We start from the raw sequence: 20,664 nt of genomic DNA on the forward strand, positions 1-20,664 counted from the left end.
CGTTTAATAAGTGTAACGATGTTCAGTGGGCTGCTCACCCTACTGCGCATCGGCAGCGGTTTTATTGTCGCGAAAGTAGTCGCGATCCAGACCGGTCCGAGCGGCATGGCGATGCTTGGCCAACTGCAGAGCATCATTACTGCTCTCAATGGAATTGTCGCGGCACCAGTCGGGAATGGGCTCGTGCGTTATACAGCCGAGCACGATGCAAGCGGATTCGACGCCTGCCGGCCGTGGTGGCGCGCATCCGTACGGTGGCTCCAGTTCATCCTTCTGTTGACGGTTCCAGTCGTATGCTTCGGTGCCAAGTCGTTGGCAACACTGCTGTTCGGCGAGCAAAAATACGCTTGGGTGATCGTTCTCGTTGGAATCGTATTGCCGCTATCCGCGCTGAATACGCTACTTGCTTCGGTAATTAACGGTCAACAGCAATACAGGCGCTTTATCGGTCTCAGTACCATATCCGTAGTTATTGCGACTGCAGTTATGCTGGCCCTAGCTTACACTCGGCAGCTAGATGGTGCCCTATTGGCCGCAGCATTGTTTTCCGGTATCTCTGGCGTTGTGATGTTGCTGGGGGCTGTGCGTCAACCTTGGTTCCGCTTGCGCCTCTGGTTCGGCAGTGTGGATAGATCGCATTTTCGCAGCGTAGGTAGCTACGTTGCGATGGCAGTCGTCTCGGCAATTTGCGCTCCCGTATCTTTGGTGGTGGTACGCAATATTTTGATCAGCAGGGTTGGCTGGACGGAGGCCGGACAGTGGCAAGCTGTGTACAAGATATCGGAGGTCTATCTCGGCGTCATCACTATGGCCTTGTCTACCTATTATCTGCCGCGGCTTTCCACCCTTTCAGGCTACCAAGCCATCCGGGCGGAAATATTGTCGGTCAGTCGGGTGGCCATTCCCGTTGTGTCGATTTTGGCCATTGGGATTTATTTATTGCGTGACGTCGCAATCAATCTGCTGTTTACCGCACAATTTCGGCCGGCGCGTGACCTGTTCGCGATTCAATTGATAGGCGACGTGGTCAAGATTTTTAGCTGGCTATTTGCGTTCCCTATGCTTTCGCGCGGTGCCGCTAAATGGTTCATCGGGACGGAAATATTATTTGGAATTAGTTTCCCGGTGCTGACATGGTTTTTCGTCGCTGAATATGGTGTGGCCGGCGCAAATCTCGCTTATGCGGCCAATTACTGTCTTTATTTCGCCTTCGTATACAAGGCATTGAAATATTTCGCTAAATAACGAATCAACAGCTGGCGGTTGGAATGAAAGTCCTGCTTCTCGGTGAATACAGTTCACTGCACAACAACTTAAAAGACGGCCTAGTCTCCCTAGGGCACGAGGTTACCCTTGTGGCCGGCGCCGATGGCTTTAAGAAAATTCCACGGGATGTGGACCTCGATAGTCCCTTGCCGTCCATTCTTGGTTCTGTGCATCGACGCGCAAAACTGTTCAGAGCGATTTCGAAGATAAAAAACTTCGATGTTGTGCAGTTGATTAATCCATTCATACTTTACCAGAAATTTTTCCCTGGTCTGCATTGCATCAAGAAGATCGCCGCTGAAAACCGAAAGCTTTTCATGTCGGCTTCCGGCGATGACGCTTATCTCTGGCGTTTTGGAAAGGCTGCGCTACGCTATAGTCCGTTTGACGATATTCTGAAATATGACTTGGAAGCCGAGTCTTTCTACATGCAGGAGGATGCAGCGTTTCGCTTCAACGAGGCTGCCTTGAAGATGGTACGCGGGATTATTCCGATCATGTACGAATACGAGGTCAGCTATGCCGGCGCCGAAAATCGTCTTCCAACTATACCGATCCCGTTGAATTTGGAAAAAATTCAGTATCGAGAAAACCGGTGCGAGGGAAAGATTGTCGTGTTTCATGGTCTTAACCGCTACGGTGCCAAGGGCACGCGGCACGTGGAGGAAGCGTTCGGGTTTTTGGCGAAAAAATACCCTAATGACCTGGAGCTCATAATTGATGGGAAAATGCCGCTGGATCGCTACCTTAAACTGATGGAGCGTACCAACGTCGTGATCGACCAGACCAATACGTATTCGCTAGGCGTCAACGGCGTGTATGCTTTGGCCATGGGGAAGGTCGTGCTTGGCGGAGCTGAGCCGGAGTCGCTTACCTCGATCGGCGTGCGTTCGTCGCCAGTAATAAATATCAGCCCGAACGCAGCGAGCATTGTGCTTGAAATCGAAAAATTGCTCGAGCGGCGGAGTGAAATTCCGCAAATAGGTTTTGAATCAAGGAAATTTGCAGAGGAAGTACACAGTCATGTCAAAGTGGCGTCTACTTACTGCGATATTTGGAACAAGAACTGACCGCATGTGAGTGTGGTGATGAGCCAAGCTCTTAGGACATCGGGTACGATGCAGCAGACCTTCAATGAAAAATAGAACAACTGAAACGCTAAAAAACAAGTTAGCAATCTACCTTCCTTCTCTGGGCGGGGGCGGGGCTGAGCGCGTGACCGGTACTCTGGCAAATGCTATTGCCGAACGTGGCGTTAACGTGGATCTGGTGCTGGCGCAAGCTACCGGTCCTTATCTGGCTCATGTGAGCCCGGCGGTTAATATTGTCGACCTTGGCGCTTCGCGAGTACTGACAAGTTGCTCAGGCCTGATAAATTACCTGCGCGAGGAGCGTCCAACAGCTACTTTGTCTGTGCTGAACCATGCGAATGTCATCGCGATCGCCGCTCGGGCAATGTCGGGCGTGAGGACCAGGTTGGTCGTCAGCGAGCACAATACCTTGAGTAGCGCTGTCAAAGGACGTGTATCGCTTCGCGGCTCAATCGAAGTTGGCGCCATGAAGTTCAGCTATCCGCGGGCAGATGCAATCGTCGGGGTGTCGAATGGTGTTTCCGACGACTTGGCGAAGGCACTTGGGCTTCCCCGTAGTCGGGTAAATACCGTATATAACCCGATCGATGCTGTTCAGATAAAACAGAAGAGTCTGGAGTCGGTCGATCATCCGTGGTTCGCTCCAGGACAACCGCCGGTCATTGTTGCCATCGGTCGGTTGACGCGCCAGAAGAATTTCGAACATTTGCTCAATTCGTTCGCCCTTCTGCGTTCATCTAGGGGCATTGAGGCTCGGTTAATGATTCTTGGCGAGGGTGAACTTAGAAGCGACTTGGAAGAGCAAGTAAAAACCCTCGGACTGAGCGCCTGCGTCGCACTGCCGGGCTTCGTCAGCAATCCATATGCTTACCTCCGTGCCGCCGGTCTCTTCGTGCTTTCGTCATCGTGGGAAGGGTTGCCGACAGTGCTGATCGAAGCAATGTCCTGTGAAGCCAAGGTCGTGAGCACCGACTGCCCCAGCGGCCCGGCGGAGATTCTGGAAAATGGAAAGTGGGGGCGGGTCGTGCCAATGGATGATACGCGGGCTCTAGCCGCAGCGATGGCAGCTGCCCTCGCTGATGAGAACCCGCCAAACGTGTATGAGCGCGCCAGCGATTTTTCTGTCGAGAGATCCGTAGATGGATATTTACAGCTGCTTCAAATTTCACATTCTGAGCAAGCGGTAAGAGAAACGTGTGGTGGCTGATGTGAGCAATTCGAGGCTTGTGGCCGAGGGGCGTGATGCCGTCAGCAGCCTGAATTTTCAGGTTGGCACCTTGGTGCTTGCGGTAATTTACGGCAGTATCGTATGTCTGCTGCCTAATGAAAATTTCTTCGATCACGAAAACTATCTGTCCTATGCTCAAAACGCATGGGACCAGCTTGTTGCGTTCTGGACAATTAACCCTCTTGTGGTTTTTGCTAATGAACCGCTATGGCTGCTGTTGAATTCGGTCCTTGGGCTGATTTTGACCCCAGAAGCGGTCGTGCGAACGATCATTTTTGTGTCGGCCACATCGGCTGCGCTGAAGATTTTGCGATTCGATCGCAGAATCGTTGTTTTTGGGTTTTTTCTGTTAATCATGCCCATGGTTATCAAGAACTATCTGATTCACATCAGGCAGGGCGCAGCGTTAGCCGTTTTCCTCGTAGGCTGGTTTTCTCCGCGGCGAAAAGTACGATGGACATTGATTGCATGTGCGCCTTTTATACATACGTCGTTTGTCTTTATTCTGTTATTGATTGGCATTACATCCGCAACTCAGCGCTTTCGACTTGGTCCCAGTTTACGCTTGCCGGCGTTTCTGGGGATCGGAATTGCGGTCGGCGTCGGTCTCGGATGGGTAGCCTCACTCGTTGGCGCGCGTCAGGCGGATGAGTACAGCTTCGGCGCTACGGGAATCAGCGGTGTCGGCTTCCTCTTCTGGGCGATTATCTTTCTATTGATGTCCTTCGAAGGAAAGAAATATCTGAAGAAATACATGTTCGAAACCAGTGTGGTTCTGTTCTATTTGGGAACGTATTTCTTTGTCGAAGTAACTGCCCGTATTTTCGAGAGCGGTGCAGTGCTGGTTTGCCTCGCTGCTTTTAACTTGACCGGTTGGCGGCGCCATGCCGCTCTGGTGGTGTTAGGAGCGTTGTTGGCAGTGCAATGGGTAGCACGTTTGAATCAACCGTTATTAGGATTTGGTCTGGCATGAGCGATAGTAGGCGTATTCTTCACGTCATTACGGGACTCGGGAATGGTGGGGCGGAAGCTGTTCTTTACCGTCTATGTTTGTCCGATAAACAGAATTCCCACATAGTAATTTCCTTGATGGACTTGGGTTACTATGGTTCTAAACTTCTCGCCGCAAATGTGGATGTCCATGCTTTGGATATGCCGCGTGGTCGCGTCACGATGCGCGGTCTGGCCAAGCTTTGGAATCTGATCCGTACTGCGCGACCTGACGTCGTTCAGACCTGGATGTACCACGCTGACCTTCTGGGTGGATTAGCGGCTCGTCTTGCTGGCGTAAAATCGGTCGTGTGGGGAATTCATCATACAGTTCTCGAACCAGGAAAATCGAAGAGCGAGACGATCATGATTGCCCGGCTCCTGGCTAGGTTGTCGCACTTTATCCCGAGACAAATTACGGCCTGCGCTGAAAAGAGTGTAGTGGTGCATGCGGCACTTGGTTACAAAGCCGAAAAGATGGTTGTCGTGCCGAACGGGTACGATCTCCAGAACTTCATGTACGACGAACAGCAACGTGCCGCTTTACGCACGAGTTGGAATGTCGATAAAAGCGTGCCATTGCTTGGCATGGTGAGCCGCTACGATCCGCAGAAAGACCACGCCAATCTGATCAAAGCGTTGGCCGAGTTGAAGAAATCAGGGCAACGGTTTTGCTGTTTGCTGGTGGGGTCAGGAATGGTGGCCGAGAATGCTGAACTGAGCGAAAGAATCGCCCACGCCGGCCTACAGTCGGAAATAATGTTGCTGGGGCCTCGCCATGATATTCCGGCAGTGATGAGTGCGCTGGATCTGCACGTACTGTCCAGTTCCGCAGAAGCCTTTCCGAACGTGTTGGCGGAGGCCATGGCTTGTGGCACCCCTTGCGTTACGACTGACGTCGGTGATGCTGCATTGATCGTCGGCGACACGGGCTGGGTCACACCGCCAAACAACGCGGCAGCCTTGGCAAAGTCGATGGGATTGGCGCTTGCAGCCCGTCAGACCGGAGACTGGGACGACCGAAAGCGGCGGGCGCGTCAGCGAGTGGAACAAAACTTCAGTCTCGATCGGATGGTCGCTGGCTATCAGGGCGTCTGGAACCGGGCAGTAGTCTGACACTGTTTTAGCAATTTCCCACGTGACTTGACGACTCCGAATACGGTCTATCGTAGAGCTTGGGGCACGAATAAATATTTCGATCGTAGATGGTATGAAAATACTTTTTGTAATAACTCGTTCTGATGTAATGGGCGGCGCAAGCGTACATATGCTTGATCTCGCTGAAGGGGTACATGCTTCGGGGCATGAAGTATTTATCTTGACAGGCGGCTCTGGTATTCTTTTGGAGAAGGCGCGTGCTCGCAATCTTCCGATCGCCTCCTTGACATGGCTCGTGCGCGAAATCCGAATTGTTTCGGACACACTTGCCATCTTCGAACTGATCAGATGGATCAAGCGCGTCAAACCGGACGTCATCCATCTGCATTCTTCCAAGGCCGGTATTGTTGGCAGACTCGCGGCAGCTTGGTGCCGTATTCCCGCTGTATTTACAGCGCATGGATGGGCGTTCACGGAAGGTGTCGCTCAATCCCGACGTGCGCTCTACATCTTTATCGAACGTACGCTGGCAAGATTTGCCGCAGCAATTATTGCTGTGTCGAACTACGATCGAAACCTTGCACTCTCCTTGAACGTCATCAAGGAAGAAAAAATCAGGACAATTCCAAACGGTATGCCATGCGTCCCGGATTACGTGCCTCCTCCTCAGCCCGCTGGCGAAACCCGCCTGATCATGGTGGCTCGTTTCGAGGCGCCCAAACGCCAAGCCTTGGTACTCGAGGCGCTCGCGCGGCTCCCCGTACACAACTGGCAAATGGAATTCGTCGGCGATGGGCCAGCACTCGAGGCGTGTGTTCGTCGGGCGGATGAGCTGGGATTGCGTAATGTTCAGTTTTCTGGCGCCTGCAATGACGTAGCCGCAAGACTGGCGAGATCCCACGTGTTCGTTCTGTTGTCGGACTGGGAGGGGTTACCTTTGACTATCATTGAAGCGATGAGGGCGGGTTTACCGGTCGTCGCCTCGAAAGTTGGTGGAATTCCCGAGTTGGTAGAGGATGGCGTAAATGGCCGCTTGGTGGACAATAATGCGGTGGAGGATATCGCCTCCGCAGTTCTCGAACTCTTGGGATCGCCGAGTAAGGCTCGCCTGCTGGGGGATAATGGGCGTCAAAGATTCCTGGCTGAGTATTCGTTCGACAAGATGCGAGCGGAGACATTGGCCGTTTATGACAACGTTTTGTTGAAAGCTGCCGCATGAAAGTTTTGGTTACCGGTGCAAATGGATTCGTCGGGCGGTCTTTGGTCAAAAGGTTGCTCGAGTCAGGGACTACGGAAATCATCTTTCATACGCGCTCGCCAAATGAGCCAGTTCCTGACGGCTGCAAGCATTTTGCGGCGGTCGTGGGACCGGAAACCGATTGGACAGCCGCATTGCAAGGGATTGAGGCGGTTTTTCATCTTGCGGCCAGAGCCCACAAGCTGGCTGATCGGCGCAGCGGCGCAGAGGCGATAGCTGTTTACAGGTCTGTAAACACGGATGGGACTCTCAGACTTGCGACGCAGGCTACCGAATGCGGCGTACGCCGGTTCATATTCTTGAGCTCAATTGGTGTAAATGGCTCGGAAACCTTCGACCTTCCGTTTACGGCGGATGACAAACCTGATCCTCAAACGCCTTACGCACTGTCGAAGTTGGAGGCAGAGCGAGGGCTCATGTCTTTGGCGGAGCAGAGTGATATGGAGGTAGTTATTGTCCGCGCGCCGCTCGTCTATGGCGCTTTCGCGCCCGGTAATCTGGGTTCGCTCTTGAACGCGGTGCGACAGCGTAGGCCTTTACCTCTGGGGGCCATCCGGGAAAACCGCCGAAGTCTTGTTTCTGTCGAAAACCTGGTCGACCTTTTGACGACTGGATGTCTGCGGCATGTGGCTGCCAAAAACCAGGTCTTCCTTGTTTGCGATGACCATGATCTTTCTACAACGGAACTGGTCTCGACGATGGCGCATGCTGTCGGTGTCAAGGCAAGATTGGTGCCGATACCACTGTGGATGTTGCGGATTGCGACCACCTTGGTTGGGAAGCCGCACGTCTACAAACAGCTTGTCGGTAACCTGCAGGTCGACATGGCGAAAACCCGGAGACTATTGAACTGGGCACCGCCAAAGACTGTATTACAGGGTTTCCAGTTAGTAGGCGATAACTTGCGCTGAAGCGATCATTGGATTCCCTCGACATTTGAGGGAAAGCGGCGAACCTGAACTGGAAGTTCGTTGCGCGAGAGAAAAATCAGGCCACGGCTGCGGCGGTCAATTGTCGTTGCCGCCGTTCGAAAGCTCGTGGATTGATTGTATATTGCTGATTGCCGAGTTACCGGCTTTTCCGCTACCGGCAAGGTACCTAGAGCGGATCTGGAGCGTCTACTGTGTTCAGCGGACGCTTTGCGTTCAAGGCTTCGTTCGATGTACTAGAATTGGCAGGTCGAGATTGCCCGGTCCTGACCTTTTTGAAACCTGCGCCGATTCTGCATCAGTGAGTAATACCTTCCCGACGCGCCACCTTGATAAAGGTAAGAATCATAACTTTAGCATCGAAGACAAATGATTGCCTGTGAAGATAGTCAGCATCAAGTCGCACTTTGTCCGGGATCGGAAGTTCGTCACGGCCATTGATCTGTGCCCAGCCAGTCAGCCCTGGACGGATCGTATGGACGCCATGTTCGGTGCGCAATTCGATCAGGTTCTGTTGATTGAACAACGCAGGGCGCGGTCCGACCACGCTCATGTCGCCTGTCAGGATGCACCAAAGCTGGGGCAGTTCGTCCAAGCTAGTACGGCGCAGGAAACCGCCGACCGGAGTCAGATATTGGTTCGGATCGGACAGCAGGTGGGTTGCCACCACCGGCGTGTCGGTGCGCATGGTGCGCAGCTTGGGCATCGAGAACATGCGGTTATCCCGACCGACGCGATCCGACCAGTACAGCACAGGTCCTTTCGAGGTCAGCTTTACCACGACCGCGAGCACGGACAGCAGGGGAAGGAAAATCAGCGATGCGATCAATGCCAATACAAAATCAACTACACGTTTCATGTGGTACTAACCCTTAATACTTAATGTTCAGGCACGCGCTTCTTCGAGCGGTTTATCGATGCCGGTGGAATCCAGGTCTTCCCTACGGCTTTTCCAGAAGTGGTCGTCGATCTCCGACGATGGGGTGAATTCCGGAACGATCTTGCGCAGCTGGGCGCGGATCGCGTCTTGATCGCTGCGGGCGCAGGCCTCGTCCAGGTGCTTCAGCATGATTTCCAGGAAGGGCCACGCAATCTCGGCTTCCTGGGCGCGCATGATCAGTGGATGGTCGGTGCCGCTCACGTTGTCGCCGATGAGCAGCTCTTCATAAAGCTTTTCGCCAGGGCGCAGCCCGACATAGCGGATCTCGATGCCACTCTCCGACATGGGAGACCTGACTTCGTTGCCGCTCAGTTGGATCATTTTCTTCGCCAGGTCGGCAATCTTGACCGGTTCGCCCATGTCGAGCACGAACACGTCGCCGCCTTGGCCCATCGAGCCGGCCTGAATGACGAGCTGGGCTGCTTCGGGAATCGTCATGAAGTAGCGCGTGATTTCCGGATGGGTCAGGGTCACCGGGCCGCCGGCGGCGATCTGTTTGCGGAACAGCGGTACGACCGAACCGGACGAACCGAGCACGTTACCAAAGCGGACCATGCAGAAGCGGGTACCGCTGTGCTGGCGTGCAAAAGCCTGCAGGATCAGTTCGGCCAGACGCTTAGTTGACCCCATCACATTGGTCGGGCGGACTGCCTTGTCGGTAGAAACCAGGACGAAGCATTTCACCTTAGCCGCCACTGCGGCACGGGCAAAGTTCAGCGTGCCGAACACGTTGTTGCGGATGCCCGCGACCGGATTCTGCTCCACCAGCGGCACGTGCTTGTACGCTGCTGCGTGATACACGGTGTCGATCTCGAAATGCTGGAAGATGTCGCGTGCCTTGTCGAAATCCAGCACCGATCCAATAAAGGGAACGAGTTCGGTCTCCTGGCCGCTTGCCGCCAACGCAGCGCGCAGTTCCTGGTCGATCGCGTATAGCGCATACTCGGAAATCTCGAGCAGGACCAGGCGGCGCGGTTTCAGCTTGATGATCTGGCGGCACAGTTCCGAACCGATCGAACCGCCGGCGCCGCTGACCGCCACCGCCTTGCCGGTAATGCAGACCGACAGCAGGGCCTCATCGGGCGCGACCGGGTCGCGGCTGAGCAGGTCCTCGATCTCGACCTGCCGCACGTCGTCGACCCGCGACATACCCTTGACCAGGTTCTTGACCGGCGGCGTGACCTTGATCTTGACCTTGAGCGGAGTGAGGCGGTCGATAATCTGCTTCTGTTCGCCGCGGCTCAGCGAGGGCATCGCCAGCAGGACGGTGTTGACGTCATGTCGCTCCACGAGATCGCCGAGCCGCTCCGATGCGTGGACCTTGATGCCGCTGATCGTCGCTCGGTGCAACTGGGGATTGTCGTCCACGAAGGCGACCGGCAGATACTCTTTGCCGGGCAGTAAAGCATTGGCAAGCTGCACGCCCGCATCGCCTGCGCCATAAATGATCACGTTGACGCGGTCGGCGGCACGACGGTCTCCCAAGAAGAACCCACGCGCCAAGAAGCGGCTTGCCAGCAAATATAGGATAAGGTTGGCGGTAAAGATAAGGAACGGAGTCGGCGAAAACGCATCACCGAGCGATACCAGCGCCATCAGGGCAAGCATGGCTACAGACACAGCCGCACCTCTCACGACCGTCACGACGATTTGGTGGTCGATATAGCGGATAATGGCGCGATAGAGCCCAATCCGTGCATACACCGGAATCGAGATGATTGGTGCAGCCAGGATCAGCCATATGTATTTACTGAATTCCGATGGCTGGATGCTGTTGAAGTGTAGCGCCAGCGCCACAATAAAAGTCAGCGGCACAAAAATCAGATCCGCTGCGGCTGCGACGGCCTGCTTTTGGCGACGAGGTAGGTCGAGGAATGTTTTCTTCATATTTTGTAATGAGATGACTTTTTGTTTCGCCTAAATGTCATCAATTATTCAGCGCAGCGATTTTTTGAATGAAAACCGAGCTTTTCGGCGAATGCCGGGAAAATTTCTTATTCCTGGGGCGGTTAAATTCTCACCGTTTGTAACGGATTTGCGAGCGCTGACTTACGGGGCTGCTGCAATGCATGATGTGCCCAGAATGATACTTTATTGCTGAGGAAAAAGGCAGGCAGGAGTAGGATTTTTCCTCCTCCAGTGGGGGAATTTGAGAGTTGCAAAATGGTTAATTGAGGTAATATTTTTGCAGTAAATTGGTCCTTCTTGCAGGGAAAAAGCTTGAAGTGGCAGACCTTGGGCAAGCTACAAACAAGCTAAAGCCTGCAGTTTCCGAAAGACTTGCGACTAAGAAGAGTCTTAACGAACTGTTGCGTAGTTGCATCATCCGTATTTGAACGAATTTTCGAGAGGAACGCTTTTAACATCTTTACACCCCTGATGAAGTAGTGTTCAGCGACTTATAAATTTCGGTGTTGTCTGTTATTCACCGGATACCAGGATGCGCAGTTGGCTGCTGATGGTTGAGCTGATAAAATCTCACATTTGCGATTGTCATTAGCACGAGATTTCGGATTAGAGGTCGATCGCGTCTTTGCCGGATTTTTAGATGATCGATACCGCATTCAGAAACTCATTCAAGCTGTCCCTTTGCAGTTCACTGGTGCTTGCCGCAACGAGCGCATTCGGATCGACTCCTGGAACCCAGGGGCAGTCTGGTTATATCAATATGCCGAGCGCCTGGGTCGAGCAGGATGGCACTTTTAGCACAGGTTACAGTTATGACAGCCCATACGGTAGTACATGGGTGTCCGCGACCTTCTTGCCGTTCCTCCAGTTGACAGGCCGTTATGTTTCCTTGAACGGGGTGCCTCCGTTCGAGAGCGTCAGTCCGGAATACGGACAGCGATATGGGCGCTATAAAGACAAGGTCTTCGACGCCAAGCTCAACGTCTGGAAGGAAACGGGCTGGTTGCCGGCTGTGTCGGTTGGCGCAACCGACTTGCTCGGGACTGAGCTGTTCAAGGGGCAGTACGTGGTGTTGACCAAGACTTTTGGCGCGGCGCGGAATATTGAGGCCAGTCTGGGTTACGGACGAAAGCGCCCAAGCGGTCTATTCGCAGGCGCCCGCTGGGCCCCGACCGCGCTGCCAGGCTGGGCCGTGGTCGCCGAATACGACGCCAACGACTACAAGAAGGATTTCCACGCCGCCGACACCGGTGCCGCCCTGCGCGAAAAAGGCCCGGCCGTCGGCCTCGAATACCGCTGGGGCTGGCTAGGCGCTCAAGTCGCGCGCCACCGCGACCACTTCAGCGCCAACGCCTACGTCAGCATCCCATTCTCGGAGCGGGAATTCATCCCGAAGCTGTACGAACCGGCCCCCTTCGACCCGAAGAAGGCCCCAGCGAAGGTGTCGGCCGCGGAATGGCAGCAGGACGGCAACCACGGGGCCGCGCTCGCCCAGGCCCTGGTCAGGCAGGACTTCAAGAACGTGCGCGTCGAACTCGACAGCAACGTCCTCAAGCTCACGCTGACCAACAACCGCATCTCGAATATGGGACGCGCCATCGGCCGGGCGGTGCGCACCGCGCTCGCGTTCGCACCGGAAGGTACGCGTGCGATCCATGTCACGTACACCAAGCTCGAACAGCCGATTGCTACCTACGAGTTCCAGGACATGCAGCGACTTACGGACTACCTGACCGGCCTGGCCGACCGCGAGTCCTTCTTGCAGACCGTGCTGGTGCGCTATTCGAGCCCGGCGGACCGTATCGACGACCAGCAGGGCCTGCTCGCCGCGGTGCGCGAGGAGAAGAGCGGTCTGGCGGTGCAGGTGGGCCAGGACGGCAACATCGTCCAGGTCGTGTCCGAAGACCGCGAGGCCAATCGCTTCAAGACGGTGCCGAAGATCGCCTTCTTCTTCAACGATCCGAGCGGCGCGCTGCGCTACGAGGTGGCGGCCGCGGCCAATTACGACAAGCGCCTGGGCCAGGGCACTTACCTGAACAGCGCGTTCAAGCTCGACCTGTTCGAGAACGTGTCGGGCGTGACCCAGAAGTCCAACAGCCTGCTGCCGCACGTGCGCACTGACGTCGCCGAGTACAAGCGCGGTGGCCGCCTCAAGCTGAATCGCCTGTTGCTCAACCAGTACCTCACGCTCGACGAGCGCCTGTATGCGCGCGCCTCGGCCGGCTTCTATGAAGAGATGTACCGAGGCGTTGGCGGCCAGGTGCTGTACCTGCCGAAGGACAGCCGCTGGGCAGCCGACGTGGCGGTCGACGCGCTCCAGCAGCGCGGCTACAAGGGGTGGTTCGACAAGCTCGACTACAAGACCGTCACGGCGCTAGGCTCCTTGCACTACAAGCTACCTTACGACATGACCGCAACTGCGCGGGCAGGGCGCTTCCTGGCGCGCGACGAAGGCGTGCGTTTCGAGCTCAAGCGCCGCTTCCCCTCGGGTGTCGAGATCGGCGCCTGGTACACCAAGACCAACGGCAAGGACATCACCAACCCGGGCACGCCGACCAATCCCTACAATGACAAAGGCGTATTCCTGTCGGTGCCGCTGAACATCATGCTGCCGATGGATTCGCAGTCGACGGCCGGCATCGGCCTGTCGCCCTGGACCCGCGACGTCGGCCAGATGGTCGCCAGCCCCGGCGACCTGTACGACCTGTTCGAGCAGCCGCGCCGCGACCTGACGACCTACGACGGCTTGGGCAACTTTGCCGAGCGCCGCGACGAGCAGAACCTGGCAGCCGTGAATCCGCCGGTGCGGCCGACGCCGAACATGTGGCCGCTGTTCCGCTATCGCATCGAGCAGTCGTTCTCGAATACGCCGACCCTGCCGCAATGGGCGAAGGGCACGGTGCTTGGCGGCGGTGCGATCCTGGGCGGCGCCCTGCTCGACAAGCCGGTCGACCGCTTCATGGAAAAGCACGCCGGCTCCAGCATCGCGCGCGCCTGGGACAACGTGGGCAAGGGCATGCCGGTGCTGCTGGCCGGCGCTGCCGCCGGTGCGGTTGCCTTTGGCGATGCGCGCGCCCAGAACATGGGCATCATCTCGCTCGAGTCGATTGCCGGCGCGGCGGCGGTGTCGATGGCCACCAAGCGCATCGTCGGCCGTGCGCGGCCCAACGAAGGACTGGGGCAGTGGAGCAAGGCCTCGGACCGCTCGAATGCCTCCTTCCCGTCGAATCACAGCACGGTCGCGTTCGCGGCGGTGACCCCGTTCGCACAGGAGTACGATGCGCCGTGGCTGTACGGTCTTGCCGCCGCCAGTTCGCTGGGCCGTGCCGCGGGGCGCGAGCACTGGGTGTCCGACGTGGTTGCCGGCGGTGTGCTCGGCTATGCGATGGGCAGCTGGCTGTGGCAGGCGCAGCGCAGCGATACGCGCTCGAGCTTTGCCGTCGCCCCGGGGCCGAAGTCGGTCAGCGTGGCCTGGAGCGGCAGCTACTGACGGTGCCCCCTGCGCGTAAGGTTCTGCACGTACAATGGAAAGAATATACGTGCTAGAACCAGCGCGCATCGCTACGGGACATCGATGAAGATTCTGTTGACGGGCAAGGACGGGCAGGTCGGCTTCGAACTGGCGCGCGCACTGGCGCCGCTGGGGGAGGTCGTCGCCGTCGGCCGCGCCGACTGCGATCTGGGCGATGCGGCCGCCGTGCGCAAACTGGTGCGGCGCGTGGCCCCCGACGTCATCGTCAACCCGGCTGCCTGGACCGCGGTCGACCGCGCCGAATCCGAGCGCGAGGCCGCATTTGCCGTCAATGCCAGCGCACCCGGCGTCCTGGGCGAAGAAGCCGCGCGTCTAAATGCCCTGGTCGTTCACTACTCGACCGACTACGTCTTCGATGGCTCAGGCCAGGCCCCCTACAAGGAAAGCGATACGCCCGCGCCGCAGAGCGTCTACGGCAGCAGCAAGCTGGCCGGTGAGCGCGCGCTGGCCGGGGCCACGGCGCGCCACCTGATCCTGCGTACCAGCTGGGTGCTGGGCAGCCACGGCGGCAATTTTGCAAAGACCATGCTGCGCCTGGCCGCCGAACGCGAATGGCTGCAAGTCGTCGACGACCAGTTCGGTGCACCTACCTCCGCCGCCTTGCTGGCAGACCTGACTGCCCATCTGGTCCGGCAGTATGCGCGTGAAGGCGGCCATGTCTTCCCTTACGGGACTTATCATGTGACGGCAGCAGGTCAAACCAGCTGGTACGACTATGCCCGTTTCGTGCTCGAGGCCGCGCGCGCGGCCGGCAAACCGCTCATGGCGGCACCCGAGAGCGTAATGCCAGTGAAGACGGCCGCCTTTCCGAGCGCGGCAAAGCGCCCGGCCAATTCGTGTCTCGACACGAGCCTGTTCGGCAGCACCTTCGGCCTGCGGCTGCCGCCGTGGCAAGAGGGTGTAGGCAGTGTATTGCGCCAGATTTTCCAGACAAGTTAACACATGCCCTACACCGTCACCGCCACCACGATCCCCGATGTACTGCTGCTTGAACCAAAGGTCTTCAGCGACGATCGCGGCTACTTTTATGAAAGCTACAACCTGCGCGATTTCTGGAACGCGACAGGACTTGATGTCGAATTCGTACAAGAAAATCACAGCATGTCCACGCAGGGTGTACTGCGCGGCCTGCACTACCAGATCCGGCATCCGCAGGGAAAGCTGATGCGCGCCGTGGGCGGCAGCGTGTTCGACGTCGCGGTCGATCTGCGCAAGTCCTCGCCTACCTTCGGACGCTGGGCCGGCGCAGTGCTGAGCGCGGAGAACCGCCGGCAGTTATGGATTCCGCCCGGCTTCGCCCATGGCTTCCTGGCCTTGAGCGAGGTGGCCGAGGTGCTCTACAAGACCACCGATTACTGGTACCCGGAGCATGAGCGCACGCTGTCGTGGAAGGATCCGTCCCTGGACATTGCCTGGCCCATCGACGGCGAACCCCGGCTGGCGCCGAAGGACGCGCAGGGGAAGTCTTTCGGCGAGATCGAGGTGTTCGGGTAAAAAAAATCGGCTGCGTGAGCAGCCGATATTTTTGCAACCGGAGCGCGCGAGGCGCCCACGCACCGATTAGTGGTGGGTGGTGGTCGAGTGGTTGGTGGTCGAGCCATTGTCCGAAGCGGCAACGGCCACGGCAGCCACAGCGGCGCCGACGGCGACCAGGGTGCCGGTCGACAGGCCAGCGATGGCGCCGGCGCCGAAGAAGCCACCCGACGACGCTGCACCAGCAGCGGTGCCGGCGGTGCCAGCGGTGCCGGCAGTACCAGCGGTCTGGCCAGCGGCAGCAGCGTTACCGGTGTTCGAGGCAGCAGCGGATTCTTGTGCCAGCACTGGTGCCGACAGCAGGCTCAGGATTGCGCCAGCAGCGATGATTTTCTTCATATTGGGTCCTTGATTAAATAAATAGTGCAGCAATACTTTGTTGCTATGGGATTATAACAACGAAATGTTGCCTTGACTCACTATCAACCTGCCTGTTCAGCAATCAAGGACGAAAACTGTGAGTATTTTTCCACGAACCGCGGCATAGGCGGTTAGTGAAATTGCCGGACGCCCAAAAGCGTCCGGCAAGCCGATCAGTGGTGAGTCGTGGTCGCGTGGCTGGTGGTGGTCTCGTTGTCCGAAGCAGCGACGGCAACGAAGGCAATCGCGCTGCCGATGGCAATAGCGGTGCCGGTCGACATGCCGGCGATGGTGCCGCTGCCGAAGAAGCTGCCCGACGACGACGCGGCGCCGGTGGTGCCGGTCGAAGCAGTGCCGGTCTGGGCAGCAGCGGTATTACCCGAGTTCGAAGCCGGAGCAGTATTGTCTTGTGCCAGCACTTGTGCCGACAGTGCGCTCAGGATGGCGCCGACGATCATCAATTTTTTCATGTTGTTCCTTTAAATCATTAAAAGTGTCAGGCCAGTCTTTCCAACGACCCATACGGAAAGTGTAAATATTCTTTCACTTGCCCGTAACACATCAGTGTACAGCAATTATATTTAAACAATCTCACATTTTCTAACGCTTTCCAGCCCCAGGAACGGAAAAGGCAGCTCTTTTCCCACCTGTTCGCTCTATAGCCCTAGGGCAACTTCTGGAATAATCCCATCCTGAACCAAAGCCGGCAGCGCAGCCGGCGCAACAGGAGCGGGAATGGCGGAGAGCAGCAACGCAGAAAAGACAGAACCAGCGTCAGCCAAACGCTTGCGTGACGCACGCAAGAACGGCGACATTCCCCGCTCGCGCGAAGTTTCCACCTTTACCGTCCTGATGACCGCCGGTGCCGTCCTGTGGATGCTGGGCGGCGGTGTCGTCAACAAGCTGTCGAGCACGCTGGCGCGCGGCCTCTCGCTCAACCGCGACCAGATCACCAACCCGAACCTCCTGATCGAACGCATCACCGCCGATATCGGCAGCGTGATCCTGGCCTGCCTGCCGCTTGCGATCGCCATCATGCTGGTCGGCGTGGTGTCGCCGCTGCTGATCGGCGGCTGGAACTTCACCTCCAAATCCTTCATGCCGAACTTCGGCAAGATGAATCCGCTGAACGGCCTCGGCAACATGGTCTCGAGCAACTCCCTGATCGAGCTGCTGAAAGCCGTCGCCAAGACCCTGCTGGTCGGCGCGGTGGCCTGGTATGTGCTGATGAGCGAGAAGGACGCCGTGATCGGCCTGGCGCTCGAGCCGCTGGGCACCGCCACCGGTCACCTCACGAGCCTGCTGGTCAAGGCCTTCATGATCATGGTCGGCTCGCTAGGGGCGATTGCGGTGCTGGACGGCCCGTACCAGAAATGGCACTACGCCAACAAGCTGAAGATGACGCGCCAGGAAGTGATCCAGGAGTCCAAGGAGTCGGAGGGTAATCCCCAGATCAAGGGCAAGATCCGCCAGCTGCAGCGCGAGATGGCGCGCAAGCGCATGATGAGCAACGTCCCGACCGCCGACGTGGTCGTGACCAACCCGACCCACTTCGCGGTGGCGCTGAAGTACGCCGACGGCCAGAAGGGCGCGCCGCGCGTGGTGGCCAAGGGTACCGACGAAGTCGCGGCCAGGATTCGCGAGATCGCGAAGGAAAACAAGGTCGCGCTGCTGGAAGCCCCGGCCCTGGCCCGTGCGCTGTACAAGCACGCCGACATCGACGACGAGATCCCGGAAGCCCTGTACTCGGCGGTGGCCGAAGTGCTGGCCTATGTGTACCAGCTGCGCGCCTACACCAAGGGCAGCAGCGACCACTATCCGGACCGCCCGGACAAGCTGCCGGTGCCGCCGGAGATGGACCCGTTCAATCCCGCGTCGCAGCAAAAGCAATAAGCAACAAACAAAGAAAGCAATCGAGGAAATCAAGCAATGAACGGCTTCAGACTACCGGCCTGGCTCCAGGGCATCGCGGGACGCGGCAACGCGCTGGCGGCGCCTATCCTCATCATCCTGCTGCTGTCGATGATGATCCTGCCGCTGCCGGCCTTCGCACTCGACCTGTTCTTCAGCTTTAACATCGCGATGTCCGTCATCGTGCTGCTGACCGCCCTGTACACGGTCAAGCCGCTCGACTTCATGGCCTTCCCGGCGGTGCTGCTGGTTACCACCCTGCTGCGCCTGGCGCTGAACGTGGCTTCGACCCGCGTGGTGCTGACCGAAGGCCATACCGGCGGCGCGGCGGCCGGCAAGGTGATCGAAGCCTTCGGCCACTTCCTCATCGGCGGCAACTACACCGTCGGCCTGGTGGTGTTCATCATCCTCACCATCATCAACTTCATGGTCGTCACCAAGGGTGCCGGCCGTATCGCCGAGGTGGGGGCGCGCTTCGCCCTGGATGCGATGCCGGGCAAGCAGATGGCGATCGACGCCGACCTGAACGCCGGCCTGATCGGCGAGGCGGAGGCCAAGCAGCGCCGCGCGGACGTGGCGATGGAAGCCGAATTCTATGGCTCGATGGACGGTGCCTCGAAGTACGTGCAGGGCGATGCGGTGGCCGGCATCCTGGTGACCCTGATCAACGTGATCGGCGGCCTGATCGTCGGCATGCTCCAGCACGACATGGGCTTCGCCGACGCGGTCAAGAACTACACCCTGCTGGCCATCGGCGACGGCCTAGTCGCGCAGATCCCTTCGCTGATCATCTCGATCGCCGCCGGTATGGTGGTGTCGCGCGTGGCCAGCGACCAGGACGTCGGCGAGCAGGTCATCGGCCAGCTGTTCGGCCGTCCCATCGTCATGTATATCACCGGCGGCATCATCGGCGGCATGGGTCTGATCCCGGGCATGCCCAACCTCGTGTTCCTGCTGCTGGGCAGCGTCCTGATCGGCGCCGGCTGGCTGGTGGAGCGGCGCCTCAAGAACGCGCCGGCGGGAAGCGGGCCGCGCAGCGCCGCCGCCGCCGGGCAGGCCGCCGGCGGGGCGGGAGGTGCCGGCGGTGCAGCGGCGGCGGCGCCGACCGAGCAGGAAGAGGCCACCTGGCAGGACGTCATGCCGGTCGATACCCTGGGCCTGGAAGTTGGCTACCGCCTCATTCCGCTGGTCGACAAGGGCCAGAACGGCGACCTGCTCAAGCGCATCAAGGGCATCCGCAAGAAGTTTGCCCAGGAAGTCGGTTTCCTGGCGCCGCCAGTGCACATCCGCGACAACCTGGAGCTGAAGCCCTCGGCCTACCGCATCACCCTGAAGGGTGTGGAAATGGGCAGCGGCGAAGCCATGAACGGCCAGTTCCTGGCGATCAACCCCGGCATGGCGAGCGGCACGCTGCCCGGTACGGTCACCACCGATCCGGCCTTCGGCCTGCCGGCAATCTGGATCGACGCCGGCCTCAGGGACGAGGCGCAGAACATGGGTTATACGGTGGTCGACGCCGGCACCGTGATCGCCACCCACCTGAATCACTTGATCACGACCCACGCCTCGGAGCTGCTGGGTCGCACCGAGGTGCAGGCACTTCTTGACCATTTGGCAAAAGATGCGCCGAAGCTGGTCGAGGACCTGGTGCCGAAGGTCGTGTCGCTGTCGACCTTGCAGAAAGTGCTGCAGAACCTGCTGCAGGAAGGCGTGCATATCCGCGACATGCGCACCATCATCGAGACCCTGTCCGAGCATGGGGGGGCGGTGCAGGATCCGAACGACCTGACGGCGCTGGTGCGCATCGCGCTGGGCCGCGCCATCGTCCAGCAGCTTTTCCCGGGCACTAATGAGCTGTCGGTGATGACCCTGGACAACCGTCTCGAGCGCCTGCTGGTGCAAGCCCTGAACGCCGGCGGCGACGGCACCGGCATCGAGCCGGGCCTGGCCGATACCATCGTCCAGCAGGCCGCCAACGCCACCCAGCAGCAGGAGGCGATGGGGCTGACGCCGGTGCTGCTGGTGCCGGGACCGCTGCGTACGCTGCTGTCGCGCTTCCTGCGCCGGGCGCTGCCGCAGTTGAAGGTCCTGTCGCATTCCGAGATTCCGGAAACCAAGACGATCCGGGTGACGAGCCTGGTGGGTGCGAACTGAATCAGACAATCGCTTGCATAGATTGCCTGATTCAGAGCGTAAGGAAGGGGGCGGTCCGCGAGTTACCTCATGCTCATTTTGGGGTCGTCTGGTAGCGCCAGGAGTCGGCGCACATTTGCGCGATGTCACGCTTCGCCGTCCAACCGAGTTCCTCGCGCGCGCGGATCGGGTCGGCGTAGCACTTCGCGATGTCGCCGGGGCGACGGTCTACGATCTGATACGGAATCGGCTTGCCGCAAGCCTTTTTGAAGGCATGCACCATTTCCAGCACGCTGTTGCCATTGCCGGTGCCGAGGTTGTAAGTATGCAGGCCGGCTCCCTGGGCCAGCTTGTCGAGGGTCTTGACGTGGCCGATCGCCAGGTCGACCACGTGGATGTAGTCGCGCATGCCGGTGCCGTCCGGGGTCGGGTAGTCGCCACCGTACACGGACAGTTTCTCGCGCTGGCCGTTGGCGACCTGGGCGAT

The 20,664-nt window shown here is 58.2% G+C and carries 17 protein-coding genes; 12 read left to right on the top strand and 5 right to left on the bottom strand.

Features of this window, described 5'->3' with window-relative positions; translation table 11 throughout:
* Positions 1-18 precede the first annotated feature (18 nt).
* The 7 genes from AB4Z32_RS19010 to AB4Z32_RS19040 all read left to right on the top strand — a co-directional run bounded on the left by AB4Z32_RS19010 (position 19) and on the right by AB4Z32_RS19040 (position 7,842).
* Entirely contained in the window at positions 19-1,245 is a 1,227-nt protein-coding gene (locus AB4Z32_RS19010) for an O-antigen translocase (protein WP_442123423.1), read from the top strand.
* Between the two features lie 23 nt (positions 1,246-1,268).
* Positions 1,269-2,336 (top strand): hypothetical protein, encoded by a 1,068-nt coding sequence (locus tag AB4Z32_RS19015; protein ID WP_442123424.1) that lies wholly within the window; start codon positions 1,269-1,271, stop codon positions 2,334-2,336.
* Between the two features lie 64 nt (positions 2,337-2,400).
* Positions 2,401-3,564 carry a glycosyltransferase gene (locus AB4Z32_RS19020; RefSeq protein ID WP_442123425.1) on the top strand — a complete coding sequence of 388 codons (1,164 nt, stop codon included), beginning with the start codon at positions 2,401-2,403 and terminating at the stop codon, positions 3,562-3,564.
* Complete coding sequence (locus AB4Z32_RS19025; RefSeq protein WP_442123426.1) at positions 3,557-4,558, top strand: EpsG family protein; 1,002 nt, start codon at positions 3,557-3,559, stop codon at positions 4,556-4,558. Before AB4Z32_RS19020 ends, AB4Z32_RS19025 begins: the two co-directional genes overlap by 8 nt.
* The gene (locus AB4Z32_RS19030) at positions 4,555-5,691 is read left to right on the top strand and encodes a glycosyltransferase family 4 protein (RefSeq protein WP_442123427.1); all 1,137 of its coding nucleotides are present in this window, start codon (positions 4,555-4,557) and stop codon (positions 5,689-5,691) included. The genes AB4Z32_RS19025 and AB4Z32_RS19030 overlap by 4 nt, the downstream gene beginning before the upstream one ends.
* A gap of 94 nt (positions 5,692-5,785) precedes the next feature.
* The gene (locus AB4Z32_RS19035) at positions 5,786-6,892 is read left to right on the top strand and encodes a glycosyltransferase family 4 protein (protein ID WP_442123428.1); all 1,107 of its coding nucleotides are present in this window, start codon (positions 5,786-5,788) and stop codon (positions 6,890-6,892) included.
* On the top strand, positions 6,889-7,842 hold the full coding sequence (locus AB4Z32_RS19040; protein WP_442123429.1) for an NAD-dependent epimerase/dehydratase family protein: 954 nt from the start codon (positions 6,889-6,891) through the stop codon (positions 7,840-7,842). Before AB4Z32_RS19035 ends, AB4Z32_RS19040 begins: the two co-directional genes overlap by 4 nt.
* A 316-nt stretch (positions 7,843-8,158) precedes the next feature.
* Here AB4Z32_RS19040 and AB4Z32_RS19045 read toward each other — a convergent pair whose 3' ends face one another.
* Together AB4Z32_RS19045 and AB4Z32_RS19050 are read right to left on the bottom strand one after the other, a co-directional pair.
* A complete protein-coding gene (locus AB4Z32_RS19045; RefSeq protein ID WP_442123430.1) occupies positions 8,159-8,719 on the bottom strand; it encodes a sugar transferase in 561 nt (186 codons plus the stop codon).
* A gap of 27 nt (positions 8,720-8,746) precedes the next feature.
* On the bottom strand, positions 8,747-10,687 hold the full coding sequence (locus tag AB4Z32_RS19050; protein WP_442123431.1) for a polysaccharide biosynthesis protein: 1,941 nt from the start codon (positions 10,685-10,687) through the stop codon (positions 8,747-8,749).
* A gap of 661 nt (positions 10,688-11,348) precedes the next feature.
* Here AB4Z32_RS19050 and AB4Z32_RS19055 point away from each other — a divergent pair.
* The 3 genes from AB4Z32_RS19055 (at position 11,349) to rfbC (ending at position 15,734) form a co-directional block, all read left to right on the top strand.
* Entirely contained in the window at positions 11,349-14,198 is a 2,850-nt protein-coding gene (locus AB4Z32_RS19055; protein ID WP_442123432.1) for a YjbH domain-containing protein, read from the top strand.
* Between the two features lie 84 nt (positions 14,199-14,282).
* Positions 14,283-15,179 (top strand): dTDP-4-dehydrorhamnose reductase, encoded by an 897-nt coding sequence (gene rfbD / locus AB4Z32_RS19060; protein ID WP_442123433.1) that lies wholly within the window; start codon positions 14,283-14,285, stop codon positions 15,177-15,179.
* 3 nt (positions 15,180-15,182) lie between these two features.
* Complete coding sequence (gene rfbC / locus AB4Z32_RS19065) at positions 15,183-15,734, top strand: dTDP-4-dehydrorhamnose 3,5-epimerase (RefSeq protein ID WP_442123434.1); 552 nt, start codon at positions 15,183-15,185, stop codon at positions 15,732-15,734.
* 66 nt (positions 15,735-15,800) lie between these two features.
* Here the strand turns inward: rfbC and AB4Z32_RS19070 are convergent, their stop codons facing one another.
* Both AB4Z32_RS19070 and AB4Z32_RS19075 read right to left on the bottom strand, forming a co-directional pair.
* Positions 15,801-16,112, bottom strand: coding sequence for a hypothetical protein (locus AB4Z32_RS19070; RefSeq protein ID WP_442123435.1), 312 nt, complete (start codon positions 16,110-16,112; stop codon positions 15,801-15,803).
* Positions 16,113-16,306: 194 nt separating this feature from the next.
* Positions 16,307-16,603, bottom strand: coding sequence for a hypothetical protein (locus tag AB4Z32_RS19075; RefSeq protein WP_442123436.1), 297 nt, complete (start codon positions 16,601-16,603; stop codon positions 16,307-16,309).
* Positions 16,604-16,868: 265 nt separating this feature from the next.
* On the opposite strand from AB4Z32_RS19075, the gene flhB reads away from it, so the two are divergent.
* Positions 16,869-18,026 carry a flagellar biosynthesis protein FlhB gene (flhB, locus tag AB4Z32_RS19080; protein WP_442123437.1) on the top strand — a complete coding sequence of 386 codons (1,158 nt, stop codon included), beginning with the start codon at positions 16,869-16,871 and terminating at the stop codon, positions 18,024-18,026.
* Positions 18,027-18,062: 36 nt separating this feature from the next.
* Positions 18,063-20,198, top strand: coding sequence for a flagellar biosynthesis protein FlhA (flhA, locus tag AB4Z32_RS19085; RefSeq protein WP_442123438.1), 2,136 nt, complete (start codon positions 18,063-18,065; stop codon positions 20,196-20,198).
* Positions 20,199-20,271: 73 nt separating this feature from the next.
* Here flhA and AB4Z32_RS19090 read toward each other — a convergent pair.
* A partial coding sequence (locus tag AB4Z32_RS19090; protein WP_442123439.1) for a GDP-mannose 4,6-dehydratase occupies positions 20,272-20,664 on the bottom strand: 393 nt, incomplete at its 5' end.

Origin of the sequence: Massilia sp. 2TAF26, assembly GCF_052115005.1 — a bacterium.
Lineage (GTDB): Bacteria > Pseudomonadota > Gammaproteobacteria > Burkholderiales > Burkholderiaceae_D > Telluria.

Excerpts from the sequence above, each read along its gene's own strand:
- AB4Z32_RS19010 (WP_442123423.1), top strand. The coding sequence starts at position 19 with ATGTTCAGTGGGCTGCTCACCCTACTGCGCATCGGCAGCGGTTTTATT.
- AB4Z32_RS19015 (WP_442123424.1), top strand. The coding sequence starts at position 1,269 with ATGAAAGTCCTGCTTCTCGGTGAATACAGTTCACTGCACAACAACTTA.
- AB4Z32_RS19020 (WP_442123425.1), top strand. The coding sequence starts at position 2,401 with ATGAAAAATAGAACAACTGAAACGCTAAAAAACAAGTTAGCAATCTAC.
- AB4Z32_RS19030 (WP_442123427.1), top strand. The coding sequence starts at position 4,555 with ATGAGCGATAGTAGGCGTATTCTTCACGTCATTACGGGACTCGGGAAT.
- AB4Z32_RS19035 (WP_442123428.1), top strand. The coding sequence starts at position 5,786 with ATGAAAATACTTTTTGTAATAACTCGTTCTGATGTAATGGGCGGCGCA.
- AB4Z32_RS19040 (WP_442123429.1), top strand. The coding sequence starts at position 6,889 with ATGAAAGTTTTGGTTACCGGTGCAAATGGATTCGTCGGGCGGTCTTTG.
- AB4Z32_RS19045 (WP_442123430.1), bottom strand. The coding sequence starts at position 8,719 with ATGAAACGTGTAGTTGATTTTGTATTGGCATTGATCGCATCGCTGATT.
- AB4Z32_RS19050 (WP_442123431.1), bottom strand. The coding sequence starts at position 10,687 with ATGAAGAAAACATTCCTCGACCTACCTCGTCGCCAAAAGCAGGCCGTC.
- AB4Z32_RS19055 (WP_442123432.1), top strand. The coding sequence starts at position 11,349 with ATGATCGATACCGCATTCAGAAACTCATTCAAGCTGTCCCTTTGCAGT.
- rfbD (WP_442123433.1), top strand. The coding sequence starts at position 14,283 with ATGAAGATTCTGTTGACGGGCAAGGACGGGCAGGTCGGCTTCGAACTG.
- rfbC (WP_442123434.1), top strand. The coding sequence starts at position 15,183 with ATGCCCTACACCGTCACCGCCACCACGATCCCCGATGTACTGCTGCTT.
- AB4Z32_RS19070 (WP_442123435.1), bottom strand. The coding sequence starts at position 16,112 with ATGAAGAAAATCATCGCTGCTGGCGCAATCCTGAGCCTGCTGTCGGCA.
- AB4Z32_RS19075 (WP_442123436.1), bottom strand. The coding sequence starts at position 16,603 with ATGAAAAAATTGATGATCGTCGGCGCCATCCTGAGCGCACTGTCGGCA.
- flhB (WP_442123437.1), top strand. The coding sequence starts at position 16,869 with ATGGCGGAGAGCAGCAACGCAGAAAAGACAGAACCAGCGTCAGCCAAA.
- flhA (WP_442123438.1), top strand. The coding sequence starts at position 18,063 with ATGAACGGCTTCAGACTACCGGCCTGGCTCCAGGGCATCGCGGGACGC.